Origin of the sequence: Bacillus sp. CFBP9009 (genome assembly GCF_036541465.1) — a bacterium.
Classification (GTDB): Bacteria; Bacillota; Bacilli; order Bacillales; family DSM-1321; genus Peribacillus.
Genome location: NZ_JAZHFU010000003.1, coordinates 123,508 through 148,526 on the forward strand (window position 1 = coordinate 123,508; position 25,019 = coordinate 148,526).

The window sequence follows — 25,019 nt, forward strand, 5'->3', positions numbered from 1 at the left end:
GGTGTTATTTAATTGTCAGGCTGGGAAAAGTTAATTCAATAAAAAGATTTTTTAAATGCAAAAGCCTGTTTGTTTCAATTTCCTCCTCATCGAATTGCATGGGCTTTGAGTTCACTTCGTATATAAAGAGCGAGCCTGATTCGTCTTCCCCTATATCCATGGAAAACTCTCCGAGAAATCCGATTTTTTTTGAAAGTATCTCTCCGCTTTTTTGGGCGATTTTCGCTAATTTTCGATTCAGGCTTCTTGATTGCAGGTCTTGATAAGGAAAGATCTTACCCCCTTGGGGAGTGTGGGTGGTGATTTCCTGAGTTTGTGACATCCTTACCGCTTTGCCGGTCACTTTATAAAAACCTTTTTCATAATGGACCAGAATCCGGTAATCATAACGATGTCCAAAAAGCTTTTTTGGTATGATCGCCTGTTGAGCAAGGTAGCTCCTTTTTAATAGATCCCTTTTTTTTGTTTCCCAGAATGACGCGAAATCCGGGAAGGACTCACTATGCTTTAAGCTATTGAACAATAGTGTATCATCATCATTTTTGATTATGGTATAAATGCCTTTACCTTGGCTTCCTTTGCAGGGTTTAAGGTATATATGCCTGTAGGTCTCCAGGAAAGCATCTAGGCAGCCGCTGTTTCGCAAGACCATGGTGGGCGGAAGGTGATTGGTGAGGGATCCTTCTTCCATCAATGCTTCGAACATCACATATTTATCTATGAAGCAGGGGTTGAAAAGATTCATTCGGTATTCTTTAAAAAATTTGATGAGCTGTTGGAATTCCCCTGACGCCTCATAGCTCCTCGAGGGGATTCGGTTATAGACGATGTCAGGGAAGGGCACTTTACATTCGATCCACTTGTTTGAAATGGAGGAAAAAACATACCCTCTCATCGATTCGGAATGAAGGGCCTTTTCTGTGAATACATACGCTAATATTCCATGTTTCAACAAATATAGTGATAGGTCCCGAAAAAGGGTCAGGTTTCCACCCAAACCTGATTCCTTTTTGGAATTGGAAACAGTCAGTATGCCGACGGCAAGCATCCGGTTACCTAGAAATATGGTGATTGGAATTAGGGGTTGATTCGTATGCTCCTTATTATAGCTGATTACCTCTTCGGCAGAGCCGGCGAAAAGTTCCGCATTCTCTTGATTGTGGTACCAATTTTCAGTGGGGATATCGTAAAAAATGTTCATCGCGGCACACTGATTGATTTCGTAATCGTCTGTTCCGTAAGATAAATGGCGTAATCAAGGCTAAGCTTTCTGGTCAGCAATTCGAAATCCTTGAGTTTTGGATGGGAGAAGATGGAACGTCCCGGTTTGGAATTGGCTTCAAACATCCAAACCTGCCCTTTTTTATCCAATCCAAAATCAAATCCTATTTCTGCAACGATTCCGTCCAAGTTCTTTTCTATACTGTCACTTAAAATCAGTGCGGCTTCCGATAGCTTTCGTTCGACTTCTTTGGCCTCATCGTCATCTCCAAACAGTTCGGCAACCGTTTTGATCACACCCCCGCTTTTAATATGGGTCGTGACGCTGCCGGCACCGGCGATTTTTGCGGCGATCGCGGTTACCTGCCATTTTCCATTACTGTCCTTGTTCGTATGGACCCGGAAATCCACTGGACGTTTTTCAGATCGAATTAATGGGATGCCCTGCTGCACGATAAGATTCTCAAGCGGCCGGTCGTGAAAAATATGTTTAACGATGGATTCCAGTGTGGAAAACTTTTGCAGTTTATTTTCTTTTGCTTCATTTGTATAGCGGCAATAGTAAACATTCTCATGCTTATCATAAAGAATTTGGTGAATCCCTAGGCCGAGGCTGCCGTGAATGGGCTTTATATAAACTTGCCGGTAATGGGAAAGAAGGGTTTCCACCACGGACATGGATTGAAATGGATACGTTTCCGGCAAATATGGCAGTGCCCGCTCATCTGCGCATAACCTTTCATTTACATCCCATTTATTGAAAAAACCAGGATTATACCATGGAATGGTATATTCTTTTTGAAATTTCTGCTTCACTTCTTTAGGTCCATCGCGGTTTTCCGTCAACCGATTTGGGAGACGGTCATAGATGACATTAGGAAAAGGAAATTCATTAATGTGCCAGTCATCGTTATCAAACACATAACCTTTGATTGTCTCCTCATCCCAATTGATTACATTCTCCCCAAATACAAAGGGGATACAGCCTGTGGTCCTGCTAAGCGAAAGGAGCTTTGCGAAAAATTCCGATCTCTCGCCTAATGGTTTGTTTGAAATGCCGGTGAAGCCTGATGAAAAGATTCCGACCAGCGGTCCGATATGAATGCTCTTGCCGTATATGAATAAATGAAGGGGAATATCGGTATGATCGAATATTAGAGATTCCGCAAGACTTTCCGAAAGGACGATTGATTGATTGACGGCCGGGTTTTGTTTGACGATGGCAGGACATGAATGTCGTCCGAAATAAATTAATTCAATCTCTGCCAAATCTCCAAGCTCTGAAGGGTAGTAGAGAACATTGCCGGGGATAGCGGCAATTTCGGCAGGATAAGTCTTTCTCACTTTCTATTCACCTGCTTTCTGAAGATGTTCGGCTAAATACTGGCTATATTGAAACGGTGCGCGATGAATATCTTTCATGGTCTCCGGCTGTAGTGCCTGAATGATTTTCCTTCCGGGCTTCGAGTTAATGTCCATTATCCATATTTGGCCTTTTTTATCGATGCCTATATCGATCCCCAACTCGAATAACCTTTCAAAGACAGCTTCGGCTTCTGCGGGCAGGGTGCGAAGGATATGCTGAATCTTTTGTTCGACGGCAATCGAAATCGTTTCCGGGTTTCTTTTGATGAAAGTATCCAATGAAATGGCTTCCCCGCCTGTGGCAAGATTTGAGGTGATTCCGTCCTTTTGTCCCGTACGAATTCCGCGGCCACGTTCCATCCATTGATTCTTCTCGTTTTTTTGAAGTAAAATCCGTAAATCGAATGGCTCGTTATTTTGGTTGCAAAGTTCCAAGTATGGCTGGCAGAGGTAACGGTATCGATTTAATAAATGCTGCAGCCATTTGTTAAGCTGAGATTTGGAGGAGAATTGGCGGTCATATTTGGTGCCCTTTTTCGTCATGGATACCAAGGTGCCGTCTTCGTTTTTTGAAAGAAGATAGATCCCTGTACCGCCTGCACCGAATTCAGGTTTGATGATGATTTTATCCAGGCGCTCCAAATGACCGGTAATATCTTCCGGTGTCGTCACTTGTACGGTCTCTGGAAAAAATGCCTGTAGGTGTGGATGGTTTTTTAGGATTTGATACACTTCCCACTTACCAGAAAGGCCCAGCCCCAAGAAATTCGAGTTATCTTTTAACCAATCGATTTTGTGCCGCGTTTCCGTTGACTCACGGACTAATCCGTGAAAACAGCGATCATAAACAAAATCAGGTATATCAAAAGATGCGGCGATCCAAGTTTCGTTCTCGGCTTCAAAACGCTCGCCGCGGATTTTTTTCAGATCCATATCAATATTTTCCGGTGAGAATTTACAAACTTTCATATTAAATGATTTTGCGGTTTTGGCTATTTCGGTGAAGTAGTTGTTTTCATGTGTATCCGACGCGGCCATTAATCCTATTAACACGTGCTAGCAACTCCTTTTATAGATGGTTTTCGCGGTTAAGGGCAAGCATGAAATCTATGATGGATTTTACTGATGGACGAAAGGTTTCATAGTTGCCTTGAAATTTTTTCGAAGGTTTTGAATTCACTTCGATGATCCATGGATGGGTATCGGTATCCAGTGCTAAATCGATCCCTAGCTCACCGAATGAATCGTCATGGTTTTCGACCAAGGCCTGGGCAGTGTTTTTAGCCAGCCGAACGAGCTTTTGATATATGCGGCTGGCGTCCTGAAGGTCAAATGCTTCCTTTAGAAAATCCGGCCCATTTTTCATCAAGCCGCCTTGTGCAAGATTGGAAACGATAGTGCCAGGGTCCCCAATCCGGGCAACCATTGAAGAAACTTTCCATTCAAGCAGATCGTTCCGGTGAAGAAGTATGCGGAAATCAACTTTTCTCTGATCGGTTTCGAATAGGGAAATCCCTTTTTGAAGAATGAAGGATTGTTTTCTGGAAAACCTTTTTAAGGTTGCGTACAACTTCTCATCCGTATCAGCAAAATGCACATCCTGGAGATTTTCGGAATGCTCGATTTTCCATTTTCCAGCTACTTGCGTTAATCTGGATATATTCCTGCCTTGGCTGCCTGATGCGGGTTTAAAGTAGATTACCGAATGCTTTTCTATAAACCTCAAGAAAGATTCCTTTTCGTTAAAAAGTATTGTCTCCGGCAAATTTGGCAACAGCTCATCTTCTAAGATTAGCAGCTCATGTACATCATGTTTGGAGAGGAACCTTCCATTGAACATCGGTATCGACCGTTCCTCCAGTTCAGTTTTAAACAGCTTGAAAGAATGCGATTCCTCAAGTTTGCGCGAATGTATCCGATTATAAAATACATCAGGAATGGGGAGGGGCAAGGTTTGCCAGCCATCTTGCCCAGGCAGGTAGCCTTCCACAACTCCTTCTTGAAGAGACTGCAATTTTACTAAATAGAAGGGGATGCCCTGCTGATTACAATATGATTTCATTTCCTGATAAAATTTTTCCATCTCACCGAATGTCCCGTCTTGCAAGGGAGTCTGGTTCATGAGTGAAGCGAAGAACGGGCCTATTTTAATTGACCTTCCTTCCGCATTGTATGAGACGGAGATTGGATCGGAAAAACTGGGTAAGGATAAAGTTTGGTTCATATCATATGAAAGTTTCAATGTAGGCTGGGATGACGGGAATGGCTGAACAAGTACCGGGACCGAACGGCATCCAGCCATGATCGTTACGGGTTCTCCAAATTGAAGGCCCCATTCCTCAAATAGTTTTTCTTCGATAAACAGTAGCGCCTTCTTTCGCGTCTCTGCGGGATTTACCGTAATGAAAACTTTCTGATGGTTAAGGTTCATAATAATTCCCCGTTTGCACTAAGTTTAATATCCTTTAATAATTAAATGATGGGCAAATGTGGATAACACATTCTATGTTCTTTTAATTAGAAGGTGTCATCAAGCCTCTATTTAAAGCAATAAAAGGAGAAATTTCATGGAGTTTTGGTTAAGGATACTGTATGGTCGTCTTAGGTGCTGTAATAGGTAGCTTCACTAAATTATTAACTGTAAAAATGCTGTTCAGACTTTATAAACCAATCTATATTTTCGGGAAACAGATGCCGTTGACACCAGGGTTGATTCCGAAGCGGCAGGATGAGTTAGCCAAACAGTTAGGCGAATTGGTGTTGATCATTTAATCACGCCAGAGAGCATTCAAAGTAAAGTCATCAGATGCCTCTATACAGAATATGAAAATTTTCGTAAAGGCAGAAGTAAAGAAAGCATTGTCCACGGAAAAAAGTACTGCTCAAATGCTTGATCAACTGGGAATGAAGAATTCTTCATTTACGTTAGAACAGAGATTACAAACATTCTTTCTTGGTAAATATGAAACATGATCGGAAGAGAAACGATATAACAATTGATTAACGAAAAAACGGCTGAAATGCTGCCTGTCGCTTCGATCATGAATAAGCCGGTTCGAGAATTGACTGCCAATTTCTCGGACACCATTTCCCGGCTTGAGGAAATGGTCGCTTCCATCACTAAGAAGGAATTGTCGATGATCACCTACCTTGGAGCTTTGCTTGGTGGAATCCTCGGTTTATTTCAAGGTTTTGTAACTGTTTTAATAGGATGACGTGTAATTCGCAATCGGATTTGTTATAGTGGAAAAGGTGTAGGAATACAATGATTACCGGGAGGGGAAATAAATGAGTAACGTATATGATGCAGCGTATGAAATGGAAAAGGCAATTAGGGCAAGTAATGAATATGCCGATTTGCAACGCTTATATGATCTTGTCAATTCTGATGAAGCAACAAAAGGGATGTTTGAAAACTTCCGTAATCTGCAGATGTCATTGCAGCAAAAGCAAATGATGGGACAGGAGATTGCACCGGAAGAGGTTGAGCAAGCACAAAAGACGGTACAGCTTGTCCAACAAAACCCAACCATTTCACAATTGATGGAAGCTGAACAACGGATGAGCATGGTTATCGCAGACCTCAATAAAATTATCATGAAGCCACTTGAAGATTTATATGGCTTGCCTGAACAACAGCAATAAGCAGTTAAAGACTCCCTTCCATAATGGCTGGGGGTTTTTTTGTTTCCTGAAAGCACCGTTGCAAGGGTCGTGAACCACTATTTGTTCTATTCCCGAAATTTTAGTCATAAATTTGGAAAGAGGATACTACAGATGGGGGAGATCAGCATGGTATATCGACTACTTGCGGTCAATATCGACGGGACATTGCTCCAGTCGAATGGCCGTTTAAATAAATCGACTAAAGAAGCAATAGATTATGTTCACCAAAAAGGTGTCCATGTTGCACTTGTGACGTCAAGAAACTATCACTCAGCAAAAAAAGTGGCCAAAGCCCTAAAAATAAATCCGATGATCGTTGCTCAGCAAGGAGCCTTTGTCGGAGCTTCCATAGAAAAGCCGATAATGGTAAAAAGAATATCAGAAGAACTGACTGCAGAGCTCGTGCAAATGCTTGAAAAGACCAAGTGCCAAATATTGCTCATTCATGAGAAATACTCGCTGGGCAATCGGGTGAACCTCCCGGAGAATTTGCTTGGTAAATCGGTTATGTATTTGAATGATCAAAATATTTATGCTCAAAATTATGTGGATGATATCAGTGAAGAGCTTATTGACCAGCCGATGGCCCCGACGAAGATGGACATTATATTTCCAGAAAAAAGTGCTCGAAATGATATGTTGAAATTGATAAAGGAAATGTTCCCTGAGGTGGATGCAATCTTACATCCAGGACATAAGCTGACAATCGTTCCGAAGGGTGTTTCTAAATGGAGCGGTGTATTGTATTTAGCTGACCATTTAGAGGTGAAAAGAACGGAAATCGTCTCGATTGGAGATGGATTGGATGATATTGAGATGATTGCCGGTTCTGGTCTGGGAGTTGCCATGGGCAATGCGGATGAGGAAGTAAGGAAGGTGGCAAAATGGGTGACGCGCTCCAATGACCAAGATGGTGTTGCCTATATGCTGAAGGAATTCTTCCGGAAACAGCATCCAATCGATTTTTTACAAAAGATGAATATGCTTAAGTGAATGGTGGGGCTCCTTCATATAGAAGGGGCCCCATTTAGATAATGCCGCTTTTTAGGCCTGTTATATTTCATAAATAATTATAAGCTTCTTTCCATAAGCTAAAGGAAAATCAGTAATGGAAAGGAAGAATTCAATGGGTGTAATCAATGCAAAAGAAGTGCAAGTCGGTGACGAGGTGTTTGTGATTTATAATAATCCCCACGTTCCTACCGTTTCTAATATAAGGGCGGCGGAAATCGTTCCGCATCCCAAAAATCCCAATGCAGTTGCCTTGTTCCTGAACGATACATTTCATACGATTGAGGACGATGATGCTTTGTTCACTTCGGAAGCCGCAGCGGAAAAAGCATACAGTGATTATATGGATAACCAAATGACTTAAAGATACGTTCACGTCGCATGAACAGATGAAAGCCCTCGCTTATAGAGCGGGGGCTCCTTTTGATTATATTTACGAGTAAACGCTCAAAATTCACGAGTATTTGCTGCAAACTCACGAGTAAACGCGCCAAACTCACAAGTAAAAGCTCCAAATTCACGAGTGGATGCTCGAATTCACGAGTATTTGCTGCAAACTCACGAGTAAACGCGCCAAACTCACGAGTATTTGCTCCGAACTCACGAGTAAACGCTCGAAACCACAAGTAAACGCTCAAAATTCACAAGTATTTGCTCCAAACTCACGAGTAACGCTCCGAATTCACGAGTAAACGCACCCATACTCATATGTCAGAAGCCATTAGTGATTAAAACAGCATATTTGACTATAAAAAATAAAAAAATGCCACTCCTATTTCAAGAAATACAGAGTGACAGTTATGGTTTAATCTCAGTTATTGGATTGTATTAAGAGTTTCATTGCGTGAATTTGTCCAATATGATTGGCTTCATGGAGCACTACAAAATTAATGAATTCCCCCACTGTTTCCATTCCGTTGAAAGGCTGTGCTGTTTTTTCAGTCAATCGTTCTTCCGGAATTTCAAGAAGTCGATCAAGTTGTTCATGCAGTTGTTGCTTTAATACTTCAACGGTAGGTACGTCCCCAGTCCAGTCCGCTGGTTTTGAACCATATCCGAATAGTTGGCCGTAATTCGCTGGCAATTCATTATTGGAGTCCAATAAAAATTTTTCGGCTGCAGTAAGGACATGTCCAAGGTGCCAATGGATTGTATTATTAAAACCTTCAGGCTGTACATCCATAAACTCTGGTTTGATTCCATCGATTTCTTTTAAAAGATTGCCGCGCATGACCGTTAGCTGATTTTTTACATAATTCATTTTACATTCCCCTTTCAATCTTGTTTTTTTCTAAACGCTATCCCATGAAATTATAGCAAGGATAATTCAATATTATCAAATTTTAGCTAAGCCATTTCACAAAGGGGAAGTCTTATCAATTTACAATTTATTTCATTTTAAGGGTTGTAATTGTCAGATAATTTATTATAATTAAAATAATGTTAGGAAAACTTACATATTAATGTGAAGTTAAGTTACATAAAGAGAGATGAGATGATGGTAATTGAAGTAAGTTTATGCATTTATTACAAGGGAAGAGTGCATCCGAATTTAATGGGATACTTGGAATAATTGGCGGTATAGTTTGGCAAAAGGAGAGAGGGTATGCGTTTAACAGCAAGGGAACAGGAAAAGTTAATGGTTGTAGTGGCGGCAGATTTGGCAAGAAGGCGAAAAGATCGCGGCTTGAAATTGAACTATCCGGAATCCATTGCATTGATTACCTATGAAATAGTCGAAGGGGCCAGGGATGGGAAATCAGTATCGGAACTGATGCAATTTGGCAGGACGATTCTTTCAAGTGAAGATGTTATGGATGGGATTCCTGAGATTATTCATGATATTCAAGTTGAGGCAACGTTTCCGGATGGTACAAAGCTTGTGACTGTTCATAATCCGATTCAGTAAGGAGGAGGAGGCCATGATACCAGGTGAATATATCTTGAAAAAAGAACCAGTCGTATGTAACGAGGGAAAGATTTTAACGGTCATAACAGTCATCAACAGGGGAGACCGTCCGATACAGATTGGCTCACACTTTCACTTTTATGAAGTGAATCTTGGACTGGAGTTCATTCGTGAGAATGCTTTTGGGAAAAGGCTTAACATTCCTGCTGGTACAGCTGTCCGTTTTGAGCCAGGCGATGCGAAGGAAATCGAACTGGTCCCATTCAGCGGCAAAAGGGAAGTTTATGGATTAAGTAATAAAACGAATGGTCCGCTTGATAAGGAGTGAAAATATGAGTCATGAAATGTCACGTAAGCAATATGCCGACATGTTTGGTCCGACAACAGGGGATTTAATTAGATTGGCAGATACCGATCTTTTCATAGAAGTGGAAAAGGATTTTACAAAGTACGGGGATGAAGTGAAATTTGGCGGGGGTAAAGTGATTCGTGATGGTATGGGGCAACATCCAACCGCTTCAAGAGATGAGGTGATGGATCTTGTTTTCACCAACGCGATCATCATCGATTATACAGGCATTTATAAAGCGGACGTTGGCGTGAAGGATGGAAATATTGCAGCTATAGGAAAAGCGGGAAATCCCCTATTGATGGATGGGGTGACAATGGTGATAGGAGCAGCTACTGAAATAATTGCAGCTGAAGGAAAGATCGTTACAGCTGGTGGTATTGATGCCCACATCCATTTCATTGCCCCGCAGCAAATAGAGACTGCACTGTCAAGCGGGATCACGACAATGATCGGTGGGGGAACCGGACCTGCAACGGGAACGAACGCCACGACGTGTACTCCGGGAGCTTGGAATATACATAAAATGCTCGAAGCAGCAGATCATTTCCCCATGAATCTCGGTTTTTTGGGTAAAGGCAATTCCTCTGCCAAAGAACCGCTTGCTGAGCAAATAGAGGCTGGTGCGATCGGGCTGAAGTTACATGAAGATTGGGGCACGACGGCTGCAGCCATCGATACAAGTTTAATGGTGGCTGACGAATACGATGTTCAAGTGGCGATTCATTCCGACACGCTTAATGAAGGTGGTTTCGTCGAGGATACGATCAGAGCGATCGACGGCCGTGTCATTCATACATATCATACCGAAGGAGCGGGTGGGGGGCATGCCCCTGATATCATCAAGGCGGCTAGTTATCCGAATATTCTCCCGTCCTCGACGAACCCTACCCGTCCATACACCATCAATACTTTGGAAGAGCATTTGGATATGCTGATGGTATGCCATCATTTGGATCCATCCGTTCCGGAAGATATCGCTTTTGCCGATTCCCGGATAAGAAAAGAGACTATTGCAGCTGAAGACATTCTTCATGACCTGGGCGTCTTTAGCATGATCAGCTCCGATTCCCAAGCGATGGGGCGTGTAGGAGAAGTGATTCTGCGAACATGGCAGACGGCCGATAAGATGAAAAAGCAGCGTGGCAAAATGCTGGAGGATACAGGGGAAGGAGACAATTTCCGCGTTAAGCGTTATATTGCCAAATATACGATAAATCCTGCAATTACACATGGGATTTCTGATGTCGTCGGATCTGTGGAAGAAGGGAAATTCGCAGACTTGGTGCTATGGGATCCTGCCTTTTTCGGGGTTAAACCGGACATGATTCTAAAAGGAGGCATGATCGCGCACAGTATGATGGGCGATCCGAATGCTTCGATTCCAACTCCTCAACCCGTGTTATACCGCCCGATGTTTGCAAGTTTTGGACAGGCCGTTGAGAGTACGTCGATTACGTTCCTATCAAAAGCGTCATATGAAGCGGGAATTCATGAAGACCTGGGTTTGAAAAAAATAGTGAAGACTGTCTCGAACATTCGCAATCTTACAAAAAAAGATATGAAGTTAAACGGGGAGACCCCCGTTATAGAAGTTGATCCGCAAACATATGAAGTGACGGTGGATGGTGATTTAATTACGTGTGAGCCAGCGGAAATCCTGCCGATGGCGCAACGATACTTTTTATTCTGAGGTGATGACATGATAGTTGAAGAAGTATTGGGAAATATAGAGTTTATTGAAAAAAAAGCGAAATATATGGAAAAGATTTATTTGGAAAGCGATGCATTAAGAAAACGGATACTAAGGGTTAAAACGGATCATGGAAATGAAATTGGGATACGCCTTAAAGAAAACAAGGATTTGATGGATGGCGACATCCTTTATATGGATGAAAATAATATGATTGTGATCCATACGATAGATGACGATATTTTGACGATCTTGCCTACAACTCTAGGGCAGATGGGCGATATTGCGCATCAATTGGGAAATCGCCACTTACCTGCCCAGTTTGATGGGGATGAAATGCTTGTTCAATATGATTACCTGGTGGAAGAGCTTTTAATGGAACTTGATATACCGTTTCGTCGTGAAAAGAGGAAGGTGAAGCAGGCATTCCGTCATATCGGACATTCACATGATTGAACGTTTGTTTCCGTTGATCCAGCTTTGTGATTCCAATTTTCCTTCTGGGTCGTTCTCCCATTCATTCGGGATGGAGACTTACATTCAAGAAGGGAAGGTCCATGATGCAACTTCTTTAAAGGCGTTTTTGAAGGTATACATTTCTAAATCTTTAACCTATACAGATGGACTGGGGTGCCGGCTTGCATATGAATTCGTAAGTAGTCAAAGGGCTGAAAAAATATGGGATCTGGATGAGTTGCTTTATGCCGCATGTTCCGCCCGGGAATCCAGGGAGGCCTCGAAAAGAATTGGACAGCAGATGGCTAAACTATGCTCGAACTTATACCCATCCGAAGAGTTATTGGCATACTTGAAGAAAATCCAAGGAAAACAATGCTATGGACATCCGGCCATTGTATTTGCGTTTGTGTGTACCGAACTGAACCTTACCGTAGAAATGGCCATTCATGCCTGTTTGTATGCAGCTGTGTCCTCGCTTATCCAAAATGCAGTAAGAGGAATCCCTTTGGGTCAGACAGCTGGACAATCCTTGTTATTATGGTCACATGAGGTCATCCAGACAGCCGTTGCATTTATTAAAGGACTTCCGGAGGATGAACTCGGACGGACACTGCCGGGATTGGAAATAGCCCAAATGAGGCATGAGGATTTACATGTAAGACTATTTATGAGTTAACCAGAAAAGAGGTGACAGATTTGCCTTATAGAGGTAAATCGATAATAGATGAAACAAGTAGTCAAAATAGGTGTAGGTGGCCCGGTTGGTGCCGGAAAAACGATGCTTGTCGAGAAGTTGACACGGGTAATGGAAAATGACTTCAGCATGGCAGTCGTAACGAATGATATATATACAAAAGAAGATGCGCTGTTTTTAATGAAAAATGGTGTACTTCCTGAAAATCGGATCATTGGTGTGGAAACCGGCGGCTGTCCACATACAGCGATACGTGAGGACGCCTCGATGAATTTTGCAGCCATTGATGAGTTGATGGAACTCCATCCGGAACTGGATTTGATTTTTGTGGAGAGCGGCGGTGATAATTTAGCGGCGACCTTCAGCCCTGAACTCGTTGATTTTTCAATCTATATCATTGATGTCGCACAAGGGGAGAAAATCCCCCGGAAAGGTGGCCAGGGAATGATTAAATCGGATTTATTCATCATTAATAAAACGGACTTGGCCCCGTATGTAGGAGCAAGCCTGGAAGTGATGGAGAGGGATACATTAACGACCCGAGGGGATAAACCTTTCTTTTTTACTAACTTAAAAGACGAAAAGGGTTTGACTGATGTCGTAAACTGGATAAAGTCAGAGGCGTTTCTAGTAGGTCTTGAGCAGTGAGTTGGACAGGCAGCATTCGCTTAAAGGCGGAACTGAAAAATGCTCGAACGATAGTGAGTGATACTTATTATGACGGGGCATTCAAATTGTCCCGTCCGGTGTTTTTTGATGAACTTTCACCTACCTATTTTCTCATTCATGTTGGAGGGGGCTATGTAGGTGGTGACAAGTACCATCAGCTTTTTTGTTTGGAAGAAGGGGCTACAATGACATTGACGACGCAGTCTGCGACAAAGATATATAAAACGATGGATGAGCCGGCAGTGCAGAAAACCGAGTTAGTTTTAAAAAAGGAAAGTTTCCTTACCTATGTGCAGGACCCTGTAATTGCCTATGAATCTGCTCGATATATTCAGGATACGACGATACATATGGAAAGCGGAGCGGGATTGTTGATGACTGATATATTTACACCAGGATGGTCAGAGAGTAGGGGGGCATTCACATATGATTGGATCCGCTCCAAAACGAACGTGTTTCAAGGTGGTAAAAGGCTGTTAATGGACCACTTGTTTCTGAATCCTTCAGACGAGATGGACTCTGTACTATTATTGGAAGGATATAGTCATTTTGGCTCGCTATTATTGATATATCAAGAGGTGGATGGGGAATTCATTACCGAACTCGATGAAATGCTTTCCCAGTTAGGAAGCAAAGTTAGAATAGGTTTTTCCCGGCTGCCAATACGTGGTTTGATGCTGCGGGTATTGGCAAATCAAACTCAACAGATAGAAAAGGTATTTTCAGTTTGTGAGGATCTCTTCCGAAGGAGGATACTTCGGGAGGATCCAATTTTTTATCGTAAATATTAGTAAAGGGAAAGGCGGTGTATTATGGAAATGAGTTTATTGCTTGTTTTAGCGATTGGATTTGTATTAGGCATCAAGCATGCTCTGGAACCCGATCATATCATTGCCGTTTCTACGATTGCGAGCCAAAGCAAGAAAATATGGAAATCTTCACTTGCAGGCGTATTTTGGGGAATCGGGCATACACTTACTCTTTTGGTGTTCGGTATCATCCTGATCCTTTTGAAAAACGAAATTCCGGAAGCTTGGGCAATGTCATTGGAATTTCTTGTGGGAATCATGCTGGTATATTTAGGTATCACGACGATTTTTTCTTGGAAGCAAACAAAGCGGGATGACCATACAGGCCGGGCTACATATCTGAAATCGATGTTAGTGGGAATTGTCCACGGACTTGCAGGCAGTGCTGCAATGGTCCTTCTTACTTTAAGTACGATAGATGAAGCGTGGCATGGGGCAATCTACATTATCATATTTGGTGTAGGTACTTGTATAGGCATGCTTCTGTTCACTACGATATTAAGCATCCCCTTTGTCACAAGCTCTTCCTCCAAAAAAGGCAATCGCTTACTCATCCGATTGACAGGTGTGATAAGCACGCTTTTCGGAATCTATTATATGTACAATCTGGGCATCAACGAGGAACTATTTTCTGTATGGTTTGGTTGAATGCAGGACATATGCCCAAAGGATATAGGTTCAAGTACCCTCAAGTCATAAACTTGAGGGTTTTTTACTGTTAATAAATCGACAAACAATCCTATTACTCTTTTGCGTGGAGAAGTATAATGAAAAATATTGGATAATTAATCCATTGGGGTGTGAGGAGATGACATGTAATGAAAAGGAAACCGATGCTTGTTGCACTTAGCCTATTATCAATAACGTTAGCTTCAGGCTGTACAACACAGCAAGAACATATTTCCGTTCAAAAATATGAAGGTAAACACTACAAATTCGAAGCATATAAAGAAAAGATAGAAATGGGGAAAACAGAAAAAACAAAAGAAATAGTAAAGAATGCAGATTGGGAAGAATTCGCGTTGGCGGAAGATCATCCTGAGGCGGACTTCATCTTTTATTTTAATGATGAGAAAAACGAAGGTAGACTAACCGTATATTATGTTTGGGTAAATCCTGATGGAAAGATTGTAGAATTGACGAAGGATGAACATAGTCAGTATGTACAGTTAAATAGAAAGGATTCAAAAATCATATTAAGACTGCTGCATAAATGAAATGCCTCTAGACAAGAATTAACATTAGAACTCTCATGTGCCTCAATATCAACAGAGTTATTTAAAAAGTGTAATGAATGGAATCGAGGCATTAAAAAAAGAACTAAATCCTTAATCCTTCCTGTTTTATAACACCTTGTTGAAAAAAAGGCGAAAGAACCCGGATTTCTAAACAAGTCCGGGTTCTTTCATTCTGCTCAGGCTGAATCAGTCTTCTTATTCGTTGTCCTCAATAGTGGCATGGTGCAGCAACGAAAAGAGCCGCCGGACTTAATGATTTCGCTTATATCGACTTCAATGACTTCGTATCCGCGTTTACGAAGCTGACTATTTACCTGTTTATTACACGGAAGACTGAATAACTTTTTATTCCCAATCGAAAGCACATTGGTTCCTAATGTGAATTGTTCTTCTTTAGTCACTTCGATCATGTCATAACGTGAAGCTAATAAATCCATTTCTTTTTTTGTAAAGGACTCTGGAAAAATAAGCGCCTCTGTCGGTGATATGATATTGAAAACACAATCTAAATGAAGGAATGTTTCAATGAAAGGAACCGCGATGACATCGTAATCCGGTAATAGGGTTTGAAGATGCTTGACGGATGTTTCATCCGTTCTTTCACTGATTCCAATATAGATGGTCTTTCCGTCAATAAGGACATCCCCGCCCTCAATATGATTTTTGAGGAGGTTGAAATATGAGATGCCATTCGTTTCGAGCCAGGATTTCAATATTTGTTCTTCACCCTGCCTGATACCTGTTGCCAACTCAGCTACATAAACGGTATTGCCAAGAGTGAAACCGATGTCCCTCGTGAAAACTTGTTCTGGATATGTAAATTGAGGCGTAAGTTTTATGACTTCAATTCCTTCATGTTCAAGAGCTTTTGTAAATTGGGCGTGCTGCTCCAAGGCAAGTGCTTGATCGATATTTTCCTCTTGAAACTCTTTTTGTGTTTCGTTAATGATCTCCCGGATTTCCATATAACGAGGTTCGCAGACGATCACCCGTGATAGCTTTGAATATTCACTCGCGCAATAAGCCTCTAGTTCTTCGTTTATTTTGTTTACCATAAATGAGCTCCCTCTAAATATTATTGTATCTTTACTATTTCCTCTTTTTTCTAGAAAGAAACATAAAAAATATGTCAGGGAACTGCACCGCTAAATTTGGATGGTTTAAAATAACATTTCAGATTAAGCTCCTAATAAATGATTCCGATATATACCGGATTCATTTATCAATTCGAAGAAAACGAATTTGCCTGCAGTTATTTGTTTTTATAAAAATTCCCGTTGATTCCAGAAATCCGCTCCCTTTCCGAATCCCGTTTTTGTCGTCAAACTCATAGAATCTGGTTTAGCCTTTTTTGAAATATCATCAAGATAAACCCAAATTCAAAATAATCGTAAAAGGCACCTAGGGATAAAGGATTATTTTTTTTCTGGTCGAATATATAATGAGGATGCTTTTAATATAAGGGGGAGATTGTAATGATGGATACTCCATTGATCATGACTCAAATCATTGAGAGAGCTGAAAAATATTTTCCGAAGAAAGAGGTAGTTTCGCGTACGGATGGTGGAATTCACACATTTACATATGCAGAGATTGCTGAGCGTACAAGAAGGCTGACCAGTAATCTTGAAAAATTCGGCATTCAAACAGGTGACCGTATTGGAACACTTGCCTGGAACCATCATCGGCATTTAGAAGCATATTTTGCGATTCCTTGTCATGGTGCTGTCCTTCATACAATCAATATGCGTCTGTCTCCTCAACATGTTTCTTATATCGTCAATAGTGCGGAGGATCGATTACTATTGATAGACCCGGATGTCATTCCCCTCTTGGAAGCAATTAAAGATGAGTTAACGACAGTGGAAGGGTATATCATTATGACGGATAAAGAGGAGCTGCCTGATACGACCCTTTCACCCATTTATCATTATGAAAGATTATTAGCCGAAGGGAATCCGAAACAGCCATTCATTCAAACCTTGGATGAAAATGCACCTGCCGGCATATGTTATACTTCCGCCACGACCGGGAATCCGAAAGGTGTGGTTTATTCACATCGCGGAATTTTGCTGCATGCGATTGCACTGGGGCTTGCCGATTCCACAGCATTAAGCGAACGTGATGTCGCCCTTCCTGTCGTGCCCATGTTTCATGTAAATGCTTGGGGGATGCCTTTTGCCAGTGTTTGGTTTGGAACGAAGATGGTTTTGCCGGGACCCTATTTCACCCCAAAGATTTTGGCTGAGCTTATAGAAACGGAGAAGGTTACAATCGCAGCAGGTGTTCCGACGATATGGCTGGGCTTATTGAAGGAGCTGGAAGAAGGCGGCCATGATACGAGCAGCATTCGCACTGTTCTATGCGGAGGGTCGGCTGCTCCGAAAAGCATGATTAAAACCTTTGAACAAAAGTATGGGATACCATTCCTGCATGCCTATGGAATGACTGAAACGAGCCCGCTCGTATTTGTATCGAAACCAAAAAGCTATCAGGAAGACCTCCCTGAAGAAGAACTTTATGAGTTGAAGGCCAAGCAGGGCCTTGTTTCGCCAATGATAGAAATTAAAGTGATCGGTCAGGACGGCGAAGTGAAACCAGATGGAAAAGAAATGGGCGAATTGCTGATCAGGGGTCCTTGGATAGCGAATGAGTATTTTAAGGATGAGCGGTCAGAGGATACGTTTAAGGATGGCTGGCTGTATACGGGGGATGTTGTCACGATTGATGAAGAAGGATTCGTCAAAATCGTCGACCGGACGAAGGACTTGATAAAAAGCGGCGGTGAGTGGATTTCTTCCGTAGATATAGAGAATGCATTAATGGCCCATGAAGGAATCTTCGAGGCGGCGGTAATTGCAGTGCCTCACGAAAAATGGCAGGAACGGCCGATTGCCTGTGTTGTTTTGAAGGACGCATCCAAGGGGCAAGTGTCCCAGGAAGACATCATCGAATTTTTAATGCCGCAGTTTGCAAAATGGTGGCTGCCGGATGAAGTGGTCTTTTTGGATGAAATCCCGAAAACGGGTGTTGGGAAGTTCTTGAAAAGGGCATTGCGTGATCAGCTTCAGGATAAATATATCAATAAATTATGATAGATTTGTATAATTGCAACTTTTCCCCCTATTCTGATAATGGAGAGGAATATATAATAGAGTTATAGAACGAAAGAGGAGGAAATAAATTGAGTATTGAATCGACATCACCTGCAGGCACTGTTTTAGTCACATATTCGGACAGGACGGCCACTGTTGCAATGAACCGTCCAGAGGCCATGAATGCTTTAAATCCGAAAATGCTGCATGATTTTATTCATGCCCTGAAGGATGTAAGTGAGAATGATGATGTGGATGTCGTCATTTTAAAGGGGAATGGGAAAGCATTTTCCGCAGGTGGTGACATTAAGATGATGCTCTCGCCTGGAAAAGAAAACGCTTTCGATGAACTGATGGATGGAATCAGTGAATTGGTGACCACTCTGTACTTCATGCCTAAATTGACCATCAGTGCCATTCATGGTGCAGCTGCAGGGCTTGGGTTAAGTATAGCTCTTGCAACCGATCATCTTATTGCCGATTCGGAAAGTAAGGTTGCGATGAATTTTATCGGGATTGGATTAATCCCCGATGGCGGCGGACACTTCTTCCTTGAACGTCGTCTTGGTGAAGTGGGTGCAAAAGAACTAATCTGGGAAGGTAAAGTGCTTACTGCGCTTGAAGCAAAAGAAAAGGGCCTCATTCATGAAGTGGCTGATGGAACCTTGGAACATGCGGTAGAGAAGAAAGTGCAATCATGGCTGCAAAGCCCGGTTCAGGCCATGATTAAAACGAAAAAAATCCTTAGTGAAAAAAATCGCCCGCTATTGATTAAGATCCTTGAGATTGAAAAAGCTGCCCAGATGAAAATGCGCCAAACAGCGGACCACCAAGAGGGAATAAAAGCATTCGTGGAAAAAAGGAAACCGAACTTCATCGGAAAATGAATAAAAAAGGCCGTCACGTTATTGTGACGGCCTTTTTTATATAAGGAATGTGTCTGAAACTTGATCATATTTTTTAGTGATTGCGCTTCCATTTTCAATCAGCGATGAAAAAGCAATAAAGCGCCAGAAGGTGATGTACAGCGATGTGTTTGATCTTGATAGTTTTTTTCCTTCAATAGATTTTGTCCCAATTCTTTAGCTTGTTCATCATTCTCGGCTGTAAATGATTCATCCAATAGTTTTTCCCCTGACGGTTCAAAAACGGTTAATTTGTATATTCTGCTCATTTTCAAAAACTCCCTTATCAAAAATGTTATTGTCTTAGGAACTGTTATAAAAATTTTATCATTATCTGTCTATTTTGACTATTATTATGTGAGGGAAATGTATTAAGACAGGGAATATTGATATGTAGCTGAATATCTTGAAAAACGATGGAAAATAACTATAGCGAACAAACTTCAAAACAAAACCTATTTATACTAGAGGAATTCTCTCTTTAAAATGAAAAATCATAAATGATATAATAAACCTGAGTAAAAGTGCATCTAGGAAGTGTATGGATCGAAGGGGGATTTTTTGAATGACGGTAAAAATCGTTAATAACATCACTGAATTGATAGGAGATACACCTGTTGTAAGGATTAATCATTTAACAGCGGAGGGTGACGCTGAAGTATTTGTGAAACTTGAATATTTCAATCCGAGCCGCAGTGTAAAGGATCGGGCTGCCTTCAACTTAATTAGGCAGGCTGAACTGGACGGCATCATTCAATCCGGGGCCACGATCATAGAACCAACATCAGGGAATACAGGTATTGGGCTTGCTATGAATGCCGCTGCAAAGGGGTATCGGGCAATTATGGTCATGCCGGATAATATGTCGAAAGAAAGAATCAATATCTTAAAGGCATACGGAGCGGAAGTTGTCCTCACCCCTGCATCAGAGCGGATGCCGGGAGCCATTCGTAAAGCTGAGGAACTAGCCGCAGAAATTCCTAATAGCTTTATTCCGCAGCAATTCGAAAACCAAGCCAATCCTGATATTCACAGAGTGACGACAGCAGTCGAGATTCTAGATCAGATGGATGGAAACCTGGATGTGTTTGTCGCTACTGCTGGAACGGGAGGAACGATAACCGGTACAGGTGAAGCCTTAAAAGAACATCTGCCGGATTTAAGGGTTGTAGTTGTCGAGCCTAAGGGTTCCCCAGTTCTTTCCGGCGGAAAGCCTGGTCCTCATAAGTTAGTGGGTACGAGCCCTGGATTTATCCCCACCATCTTAAATACAGAGGTATTTGATGAAATCGTTCAAGCGGCTGATGAAGATGCGATATCCACCATGAAGGATCTGGCTTCGAAGGAAGGTATATTGATTGGACCTTCAGGAGGTGCCTCTGTCTGGACTGCCCTGCAGGAAGCCCGTCGTCTTGGAAGTGGAAAACGAGTATTATGCATTGCACCGGATAATGGTGAACGCTATTTAAGTATGGATATTTTTGAATGATGAAAAAGACCGAATGCCGTGCATGAAACAATGTTCACGCCATTCGGTCTTTTTCCTGTTGAATTTGCCCATACTGCATGATGACGTATTAAAATAATAATGTATGGGAAAGTATGTTCTGTTCATGTTAAAATTAAATGTGAAATGTTGATAGAAATCGAGGTGACACTTTTGAGCGGTGTGAGGTTCATTCATGCGGCGGATCTCCATCTGGATAGTCCCTTTTCAGGGTTGAAGGATATGCCGTCATCTATATTAAAGGAATTAAGGGAAGCTCCTTTTAAAGCTTTTCAAACTATCATTAATGAAGCAATTTCCCTTCAGGTTGACTTTATCGTGTTATCGGGGGATCTATTTGACGGGGAGAATCGGAGTCTCCGGACACAGGTCCGCTTTCGGACCGAGATGGAAAAACTCCAGCAGTATCAGATCCCTGCCTATATCATTCATGGCAACCATGATCATCTTAGCGGCTCATGGATTACTGTGAAGCTGCCGGATAATGTCCACGTATTTTCAGGGCAAACCGAAGTGAAACGGTTTGAAAAAATCGATGGGACGACTGTCCACCTTTATGGGTTCAGTTATCCGCGCCGTCACGTAAGGGAGAGAATGATCGAAACCTACATAAAAGCTGAAGGGGCCGATTATCATATAGGTCTGCTTCATGGGAATTTGGAAGGCATTTCCGAACATAGCCCATACGCCCCTTTTTCATTGAAGGAACTAGCTGCCAAAGATTTCGATTACTGGGCATTAGGCCATATTCATAAGCATCAGGTGGTTTCAGAAGATCCGCTAGTGATATACCCAGGAAATATTCAAGGCAGGAACAGAAAGGAGTCTGGCGTTAAAGGGTGCCTGCTCGTCCAATTCGACGGGGACATGAAGCGTCATTCCTTTATTGAAACTTCTGAAGTGATATGGGAAAGCGAAACAATTGAAATAACCGCGGATGGTGGATTTGATGCCCTGTTCAAGCAATGCAGGGAAGTAATTAAACGGAAGGCCTTCGATGGGAAAAGCTTTCTTTTGGAATTGAAGCTGGATACAGGTGACGCAGCAGGGGCTTCCGGGGAATATCTTGAAGAATTGATCCGGATCTTACAGGAAGAGGACCAAGGGGAATCGTTTGTCTGGGTGTATAAAATCAAGGTCATCCAGTCGATGCCGATGATTAGGTCAAATGAAACATTATTGCCATTTATGGCTGAGGTATCAATGCTTGCATCTGAATTTGATGATACGGATGCTGCTCTGGCCCCGCTTTATATTCATCCGGGTGCAAGAAGGTTTCTTGATACAATAGAGCCAAAAGAGCAGAGGGAACTTGTGGATGAAGCGGAAAGATGGCTTTTGCAGGTTTTTGATGTGAATAAATGAGTGTAGGGAGGAGGAACGGATTTGATTATTAAAGACCTCCATGTTTATGGTTACGGCAAACTGGAAAATCAGCGTTTTCCTGAATTGGGACAGCTGCAGATTTTCTTTGGGGAAAATGAGTCGGGCAAGTCAACCATCATGTCCTTCATTCATAGTATGCTGTTTGGTTTTCCGACAAAGGTTCAAAATGAACCGCGTTACGAGCCCAAAATGCATGCCAAATATGGGGGAAGGCTCAGTCTCATAACAAAAAAAGATGGGGAAATCGTTATTGAACGTGTGAAGGGAAAAGCTACTGGCGATGTAAAATTGACCTTCGAGGATGGAAGGGTCGGCGGCGAGGAAGAATTGAATGAGATTCTCCATGGCGTTGATAAAAACTATTACCAAGCCATTTTTTCTTTCGACCTTCAAGGGCTTCAGGGATTACATACACTAAGTGAAGGGACCATGAGTAAATATCTGCTTTCAGCTGGGCTGATCGGGAATGATAAACTTCTTGAAGCCGAAACGAAATTGCAAAAAGAGCTCGATTCAAGGTTCAAGCCATCAGGCCAAAAACCTTTACTGAATGTGAGATTGAAAGAACTTAAGGAATTGCAGAAAAAGGTGAAAGCATCAGAAGAAGAACAGCAGTCGTATACGGCATTACTTCAGGAAGAAGCAAAACTTAAGGAGGAGCTCTACAAAGTCACGGAAGATATTCAAGAGATTGAAGAAAACCTTGTTAACGTGAGTACTTTTTTGCGAATTAAACCCTTGGTTGAAGAACAGGGGGAACTTGAGGCCGAAATAAGTAAAATTCCGGAAGTGAGCTTTCCTGTTGATGGCTTAAAAAGACTTGAACAGCTACAGGCAGTTGGAATGCCAATGAAAGCCCAACTTGCGGCATTGACTGAGAAAAAGGACAAACTTGAGGGAAAACTCACGGAAATCGAAATCAATCCGTTCATCAAGGAGCATAAAGAGCAAATTGAACATGCAATCGATCAAGGAACATTGTTGGAGAAGCTCGAGCTGGATATGAGAAAAGCGGAACACGAAAGGCTGTTGGAAGAAAAGAATATCGAAAAGGTGAAGCAGGAATTATTCTTGGATGTTTCTGATGATGAAATAAGAAAACTGGATATCAGTACATTCATGAAGGAAAAGGTGAAAAGGGCCGAGAGAGAAAAGCATCAACTCCAAAATGATAAAAAGCAGCTTGATGAGAAATATGAACTGCAAAAGGGAAGTCTGGAAACGACAGAAGCCCGCTTGAAGGAGATAAAGGCCCAGTTAATGCCAGATGAAAAAAGAATCGAGCTGGAGTCCTTATACAACAAGCAGAATAACATCGAATTTGAAGCAGCACAATCTCTTATTTTTGATGAACAAATACTTGAACTTGAAAAGCAATTGGCATTACAGAGGAAGAAGGAAGCGGATAATCGCAAACGTTCACATATCATGAATGGCAGTTTCATAGCACTTCTTTGTTTAGGTGCGATCGGAAGTTATTTCAGTGAACAGATTTTGTTGGCGATGATACTTCTAGCCGTGGCTGTTCTGTTTGCGGTATCCAGGTATCTTTTTAAAGGTGATGATATATTGTCCGGGTATATCAGGCAATTGGATGAGATGAAAAGGAAAAGGGCAGCAATTGGGACTGAGACCAATAGGGGGAGTGAAGGAGAGTCGATGGGTCGGCTGCTTGAACTGGACCAACGTCTCCAAAGGCGTTTTGAAAGTGAAAGTTTCAAATATGAAGAACGGGAGGAAGCGTTTGAATCGACCATTCAGGAATATGCCGATTGGGAAGCTAGAAGGGACCGGTTGGATAAAGAATTGAGGAGCATCTTAAGCGATTGGGGTCTGTCTTATTCCGGAATGGAAATCAATCTTGAATCTGTATTTGAACTTCTTGAGAAATGGAAGGAAGCCGTTGATAGGAAATATGAAACAATCAAGAGGCATAATTTTCTGCAGGCAGAATTTGAGGGTAAATCAGAGGCTTTATTTTATTTTGCACACAGCCTTGATTTTGAACCATCCACATGGCGGGAAGCGATTGGCCTATTGAAGCGGGAATTGAATAAAGCGGTTGAATTCTCCGTTCAACTAACGCAATGGATGCAGGAACGAAGTCGTTTGACGAACGAAATCGAGCAGCTGACGATGGAAAATGGCTATCTTGATGCAGAAATGGAAATGCTTTTTAAGTTAGCGAAGGTCAAGGACGAGGAAGAATTCAGGCATGACGCTGCATTGTCCGAAAAGAAAATCACTTTACAAAAACAGCTTGATTTGATTACCATTCAAATTGGGCAATCCAGAATGCTGCCTGATCAAATCCAAACTTACTTAAAACAGGGGATCAATACTTATACATTTGAAAATATAGAACGGAAACGGAAGGATTCTGTAAAGGTGAAATCCCTTTTATTAGAGAAGCAGGCGGATGCGAAGCATAAGATAAAACAGCTTGAAGTTTCAGGGATTTATGATGATTTACTTCATCGTTTTTATGAAGAAAAAGCTGCTTTTAACGAAGAGGCGAAGGAATGGGCGAAATTGGCAATAGCCAAAAGCTTATTGAATAAAACATTGGACCGATATAAAAGGGAACGCCTACCGAAGGTCATCGCTGATGCCGAGCGGCACTTTTCCTTTTTAACGAATGGGAGCTATCGTAAAATCATCCTTGATCAGTCGGGAGAAGGAATTTGGGTACAGCGCAATGATGGTTTGAGTTTCAGGGTTGAAGAGGTCAGCCGCGGGACAGCAGAGCAAATTTATGTTTCCCTAAGGCTCGCACTTGCTGATCATACTTTTGAAAATGATTCATTCCCTCTCATCATTGATGATAGTTTCGTCAATTTTGATGCGGAAAGGACAAAACGGATGCTCGAGTTATTGAAAAAAGTTTCGGAAAAGCGGCAAATTTTATTTTTTACTTGTCACCGATATATAATGGAATACTTTAGCGAAAATCAAGTGATTTGTCTATCCAGCCCCGTATTGCGCCAGGATATGAATGATTTGATCATCCCTGAAATATAATGGGTTTTAAACTATAGATAAA

27 protein-coding genes and 1 pseudogene are annotated in these 25,019 nt (G+C 41.8%); 20 read left to right on the top strand and 8 right to left on the bottom strand.

All coding sequences use genetic code 11. The features are described 5' to 3' along the window. Positions 1–4 precede the first annotated feature (4 nt). The 4 genes from V3595_RS09895 to V3595_RS09910 are packed head-to-tail and all read right to left on the bottom strand — an operon-like array spanning position 5 to position 5,017. Positions 5–1,201 carry a YheC/YheD family endospore coat-associated protein gene (locus tag V3595_RS09895; protein ID WP_485906955.1) on the bottom strand — a complete coding sequence of 399 codons (1,197 nt, stop codon included), beginning with the start codon at positions 1,199–1,201 and terminating at the stop codon, positions 5–7. Continuing rightward, a complete protein-coding gene (locus V3595_RS09900; RefSeq protein ID WP_485906957.1) occupies positions 1,198–2,565 on the bottom strand; it encodes a YheC/YheD family endospore coat-associated protein in 1,368 nt (455 codons plus the stop codon). The genes V3595_RS09895 and V3595_RS09900 overlap by 4 nt, the downstream gene beginning before the upstream one ends. A 3-nt stretch (positions 2,566–2,568) precedes the next feature. Then, positions 2,569–3,639 (bottom strand): YheC/YheD family endospore coat-associated protein, encoded by a 1,071-nt coding sequence (locus V3595_RS09905; protein WP_485906959.1) that lies wholly within the window; start codon positions 3,637–3,639, stop codon positions 2,569–2,571. A gap of 16 nt (positions 3,640–3,655) precedes the next feature. Next, on the bottom strand, positions 3,656–5,017 hold the full coding sequence (locus V3595_RS09910) for a YheC/YheD family endospore coat-associated protein (protein ID WP_485906960.1): 1,362 nt from the start codon (positions 5,015–5,017) through the stop codon (positions 3,656–3,658). Between the two features lie 161 nt (positions 5,018–5,178). On the opposite strand from V3595_RS09910, the pseudogene V3595_RS09915 reads away from it, so the two are divergent. From V3595_RS09915 to V3595_RS09940, 6 genes and pseudogenes are all read left to right on the top strand, one after another. Further along, positions 5,179–5,376, top strand: a pseudogene (locus tag V3595_RS09915) (DUF445 domain-containing protein); the annotation flags it as partial. Positions 5,377–5,409: 33 nt separating this feature from the next. Beyond that, positions 5,410–5,559 (top strand): hypothetical protein, encoded by a 150-nt coding sequence (locus V3595_RS09920; protein ID WP_485907596.1) that lies wholly within the window; start codon positions 5,410–5,412, stop codon positions 5,557–5,559. 23 nt (positions 5,560–5,582) lie between these two features. Further along, positions 5,583–5,801 carry a DUF445 family protein gene (locus V3595_RS09925; RefSeq protein ID WP_485906962.1) on the top strand — a complete coding sequence of 73 codons (219 nt, stop codon included), beginning with the start codon at positions 5,583–5,585 and terminating at the stop codon, positions 5,799–5,801. Between the two features lie 73 nt (positions 5,802–5,874). Then, positions 5,875–6,231 (top strand): YlbF/YmcA family competence regulator, encoded by a 357-nt coding sequence (locus V3595_RS09930; RefSeq protein WP_034314741.1) that lies wholly within the window; start codon positions 5,875–5,877, stop codon positions 6,229–6,231. Positions 6,232–6,378: 147 nt separating this feature from the next. Beyond that, positions 6,379–7,245 (top strand): Cof-type HAD-IIB family hydrolase, encoded by an 867-nt coding sequence (locus V3595_RS09935; RefSeq protein ID WP_485906964.1) that lies wholly within the window; start codon positions 6,379–6,381, stop codon positions 7,243–7,245. Between the two features lie 115 nt (positions 7,246–7,360). Further along, complete coding sequence (locus V3595_RS09940) at positions 7,361–7,627, top strand: transcriptional regulator SplA domain-containing protein (protein ID WP_485906966.1); 267 nt, start codon at positions 7,361–7,363, stop codon at positions 7,625–7,627. On the opposite strand, the gene V3595_RS09945 is transcribed toward V3595_RS09940, so the two are convergent. Together V3595_RS09945 and V3595_RS09950 are read right to left on the bottom strand one after the other, a co-directional pair. Further along, positions 7,566–7,901, bottom strand: a complete 336-nt coding sequence (locus V3595_RS09945) for a hypothetical protein (RefSeq protein WP_485906968.1) — start codon at positions 7,899–7,901, stop codon at positions 7,566–7,568. The genes V3595_RS09940 and V3595_RS09945 overlap by 62 nt on opposite strands. A 173-nt stretch (positions 7,902–8,074) precedes the next feature. After that, positions 8,075–8,524: a DinB family protein gene (locus V3595_RS09950; RefSeq protein WP_485906970.1), complete on the bottom strand. Its 450-nt coding sequence runs from the start codon at positions 8,522–8,524 to the stop codon at positions 8,075–8,077. A gap of 345 nt (positions 8,525–8,869) precedes the next feature. On the opposite strand from V3595_RS09950, the gene V3595_RS09955 reads away from it, so the two are divergent. The 9 genes from V3595_RS09955 to V3595_RS09995 all read left to right on the top strand — a co-directional run bounded on the left by V3595_RS09955 (position 8,870) and on the right by V3595_RS09995 (position 15,062). Continuing rightward, on the top strand, positions 8,870–9,172 hold the full coding sequence (locus tag V3595_RS09955; RefSeq protein WP_048687392.1) for an urease subunit gamma: 303 nt from the start codon (positions 8,870–8,872) through the stop codon (positions 9,170–9,172). A gap of 13 nt (positions 9,173–9,185) precedes the next feature. Further along, positions 9,186–9,500, top strand: coding sequence for an urease subunit beta (locus V3595_RS09960; protein ID WP_485906972.1), 315 nt, complete (start codon positions 9,186–9,188; stop codon positions 9,498–9,500). Between the two features lie 4 nt (positions 9,501–9,504). After that, positions 9,505–11,214: an urease subunit alpha gene (gene ureC / locus V3595_RS09965; protein ID WP_485906974.1), complete on the top strand. Its 1,710-nt coding sequence runs from the start codon at positions 9,505–9,507 to the stop codon at positions 11,212–11,214. 9 nt (positions 11,215–11,223) lie between these two features. Beyond that, positions 11,224–11,670 carry an urease accessory protein UreE gene (gene ureE, locus V3595_RS09970; RefSeq protein ID WP_485906976.1) on the top strand — a complete coding sequence of 149 codons (447 nt, stop codon included), beginning with the start codon at positions 11,224–11,226 and terminating at the stop codon, positions 11,668–11,670. Beyond that, positions 11,663–12,349: an urease accessory protein UreF gene (locus V3595_RS09975; protein ID WP_485906978.1), complete on the top strand. Its 687-nt coding sequence runs from the start codon at positions 11,663–11,665 to the stop codon at positions 12,347–12,349. The genes ureE and V3595_RS09975 overlap by 8 nt, the downstream gene beginning before the upstream one ends. Before the next feature lie 48 nt (positions 12,350–12,397). Further along, the gene (ureG, locus tag V3595_RS09980) at positions 12,398–13,015 is read left to right on the top strand and encodes an urease accessory protein UreG (RefSeq protein ID WP_048687385.1); all 618 of its coding nucleotides are present in this window, start codon (positions 12,398–12,400) and stop codon (positions 13,013–13,015) included. Further along, positions 13,012–13,827 (top strand): urease accessory protein UreD, encoded by an 816-nt coding sequence (locus V3595_RS09985; protein ID WP_485906979.1) that lies wholly within the window; start codon positions 13,012–13,014, stop codon positions 13,825–13,827. Before ureG ends, V3595_RS09985 begins: the two co-directional genes overlap by 4 nt. 21 nt (positions 13,828–13,848) lie before the next feature. Next, complete coding sequence (locus V3595_RS09990; RefSeq protein WP_485906981.1) at positions 13,849–14,493, top strand: urease accessory protein UreH; 645 nt, start codon at positions 13,849–13,851, stop codon at positions 14,491–14,493. Between the two features lie 170 nt (positions 14,494–14,663). After that, positions 14,664–15,062 (top strand): hypothetical protein, encoded by a 399-nt coding sequence (locus V3595_RS09995; protein ID WP_485906983.1) that lies wholly within the window; start codon positions 14,664–14,666, stop codon positions 15,060–15,062. 197 nt (positions 15,063–15,259) lie between these two features. Here V3595_RS09995 and V3595_RS10000 read toward each other — a convergent pair whose 3' ends face one another. Beyond that, a complete protein-coding gene (locus tag V3595_RS10000) occupies positions 15,260–16,138 on the bottom strand; it encodes a dimethylarginine dimethylaminohydrolase family protein (protein WP_485906985.1) in 879 nt (292 codons plus the stop codon). Positions 16,139–16,558: 420 nt separating this feature from the next. Here V3595_RS10000 and V3595_RS10005 point away from each other — a divergent pair, with 420 nt between their 5' ends. Further along, on the top strand, positions 16,559–18,178 hold the full coding sequence (locus V3595_RS10005) for a long-chain fatty acid--CoA ligase (protein ID WP_485906987.1): 1,620 nt from the start codon (positions 16,559–16,561) through the stop codon (positions 18,176–18,178). Between the two features lie 89 nt (positions 18,179–18,267). Further along, complete coding sequence (locus tag V3595_RS10010; protein ID WP_485906988.1) at positions 18,268–19,065, top strand: enoyl-CoA hydratase; 798 nt, start codon at positions 18,268–18,270, stop codon at positions 19,063–19,065. 98 nt (positions 19,066–19,163) lie between these two features. Here V3595_RS10010 and V3595_RS10015 read toward each other — a convergent pair whose 3' ends face one another. After that, a complete protein-coding gene (locus tag V3595_RS10015) occupies positions 19,164–19,352 on the bottom strand; it encodes a YhzD family protein (RefSeq protein WP_048677954.1) in 189 nt (62 codons plus the stop codon). Positions 19,353–19,648: 296 nt separating this feature from the next. On the opposite strand from V3595_RS10015, the gene cysK reads away from it, so the two are divergent. From cysK to V3595_RS10030, 3 genes are all read left to right on the top strand, one after another. Continuing rightward, the gene (gene cysK / locus V3595_RS10020; protein ID WP_137017070.1) at positions 19,649–20,572 is read left to right on the top strand and encodes a cysteine synthase A; all 924 of its coding nucleotides are present in this window, start codon (positions 19,649–19,651) and stop codon (positions 20,570–20,572) included. 144 nt (positions 20,573–20,716) lie between these two features. Continuing rightward, positions 20,717–21,955 (top strand): metallophosphoesterase family protein, encoded by a 1,239-nt coding sequence (locus V3595_RS10025; RefSeq protein WP_485906990.1) that lies wholly within the window; start codon positions 20,717–20,719, stop codon positions 21,953–21,955. Between the two features lie 21 nt (positions 21,956–21,976). Continuing rightward, positions 21,977–24,997 carry an ATP-binding protein gene (locus tag V3595_RS10030; protein WP_485906992.1) on the top strand — a complete coding sequence of 1,007 codons (3,021 nt, stop codon included), beginning with the start codon at positions 21,977–21,979 and terminating at the stop codon, positions 24,995–24,997. Positions 24,998–25,019 lie beyond the last annotated feature (22 nt).

What these genes read in the sequence shown, in the direction of transcription:
- V3595_RS09895 (WP_485906955.1), bottom strand. Translation starts at nt 1,201, where the DNA reads ATGAACATTTTTTACGATATCCCCACTGAAAATTGGTACCACAATCAA.
- V3595_RS09990 (WP_485906981.1), top strand. Translation starts at nt 13,849, where the DNA reads ATGGAAATGAGTTTATTGCTTGTTTTAGCGATTGGATTTGTATTAGGC.
- V3595_RS09930 (WP_034314741.1), top strand. Translation starts at nt 5,875, where the DNA reads ATGAGTAACGTATATGATGCAGCGTATGAAATGGAAAAGGCAATTAGG.
- ureE (WP_485906976.1), top strand. Translation starts at nt 11,224, where the DNA reads ATGATAGTTGAAGAAGTATTGGGAAATATAGAGTTTATTGAAAAAAAA.
- cysK (WP_137017070.1), top strand. Translation starts at nt 19,649, where the DNA reads ATGACGGTAAAAATCGTTAATAACATCACTGAATTGATAGGAGATACA.
- ureG (WP_048687385.1), top strand. Translation starts at nt 12,398, where the DNA reads ATGAAACAAGTAGTCAAAATAGGTGTAGGTGGCCCGGTTGGTGCCGGA.
- V3595_RS09935 (WP_485906964.1), top strand. Translation starts at nt 6,379, where the DNA reads ATGGTATATCGACTACTTGCGGTCAATATCGACGGGACATTGCTCCAG.
- V3595_RS10025 (WP_485906990.1), top strand. Translation starts at nt 20,717, where the DNA reads ATGTTGATAGAAATCGAGGTGACACTTTTGAGCGGTGTGAGGTTCATT.
- V3595_RS09950 (WP_485906970.1), bottom strand. Translation starts at nt 8,524, where the DNA reads ATGAATTATGTAAAAAATCAGCTAACGGTCATGCGCGGCAATCTTTTA.
- ureC (WP_485906974.1), top strand. Translation starts at nt 9,505, where the DNA reads ATGAGTCATGAAATGTCACGTAAGCAATATGCCGACATGTTTGGTCCG.
- V3595_RS09920 (WP_485907596.1), top strand. Translation starts at nt 5,410, where the DNA reads ATGAAAATTTTCGTAAAGGCAGAAGTAAAGAAAGCATTGTCCACGGAA.
- V3595_RS09995 (WP_485906983.1), top strand. Translation starts at nt 14,664, where the DNA reads ATGAAAAGGAAACCGATGCTTGTTGCACTTAGCCTATTATCAATAACG.
- V3595_RS09955 (WP_048687392.1), top strand. Translation starts at nt 8,870, where the DNA reads ATGCGTTTAACAGCAAGGGAACAGGAAAAGTTAATGGTTGTAGTGGCG.
- V3595_RS09975 (WP_485906978.1), top strand. Translation starts at nt 11,663, where the DNA reads ATGATTGAACGTTTGTTTCCGTTGATCCAGCTTTGTGATTCCAATTTT.
- V3595_RS09960 (WP_485906972.1), top strand. Translation starts at nt 9,186, where the DNA reads ATGATACCAGGTGAATATATCTTGAAAAAAGAACCAGTCGTATGTAAC.
- V3595_RS10005 (WP_485906987.1), top strand. Translation starts at nt 16,559, where the DNA reads ATGATGGATACTCCATTGATCATGACTCAAATCATTGAGAGAGCTGAA.
- V3595_RS10000 (WP_485906985.1), bottom strand. Translation starts at nt 16,138, where the DNA reads ATGGTAAACAAAATAAACGAAGAACTAGAGGCTTATTGCGCGAGTGAA.
- V3595_RS10015 (WP_048677954.1), bottom strand. Translation starts at nt 19,352, where the DNA reads ATGAGCAGAATATACAAATTAACCGTTTTTGAACCGTCAGGGGAAAAA.
- V3595_RS09940 (WP_485906966.1), top strand. Translation starts at nt 7,361, where the DNA reads ATGGAAAGGAAGAATTCAATGGGTGTAATCAATGCAAAAGAAGTGCAA.
- V3595_RS09910 (WP_485906960.1), bottom strand. Translation starts at nt 5,017, where the DNA reads ATGAACCTTAACCATCAGAAAGTTTTCATTACGGTAAATCCCGCAGAG.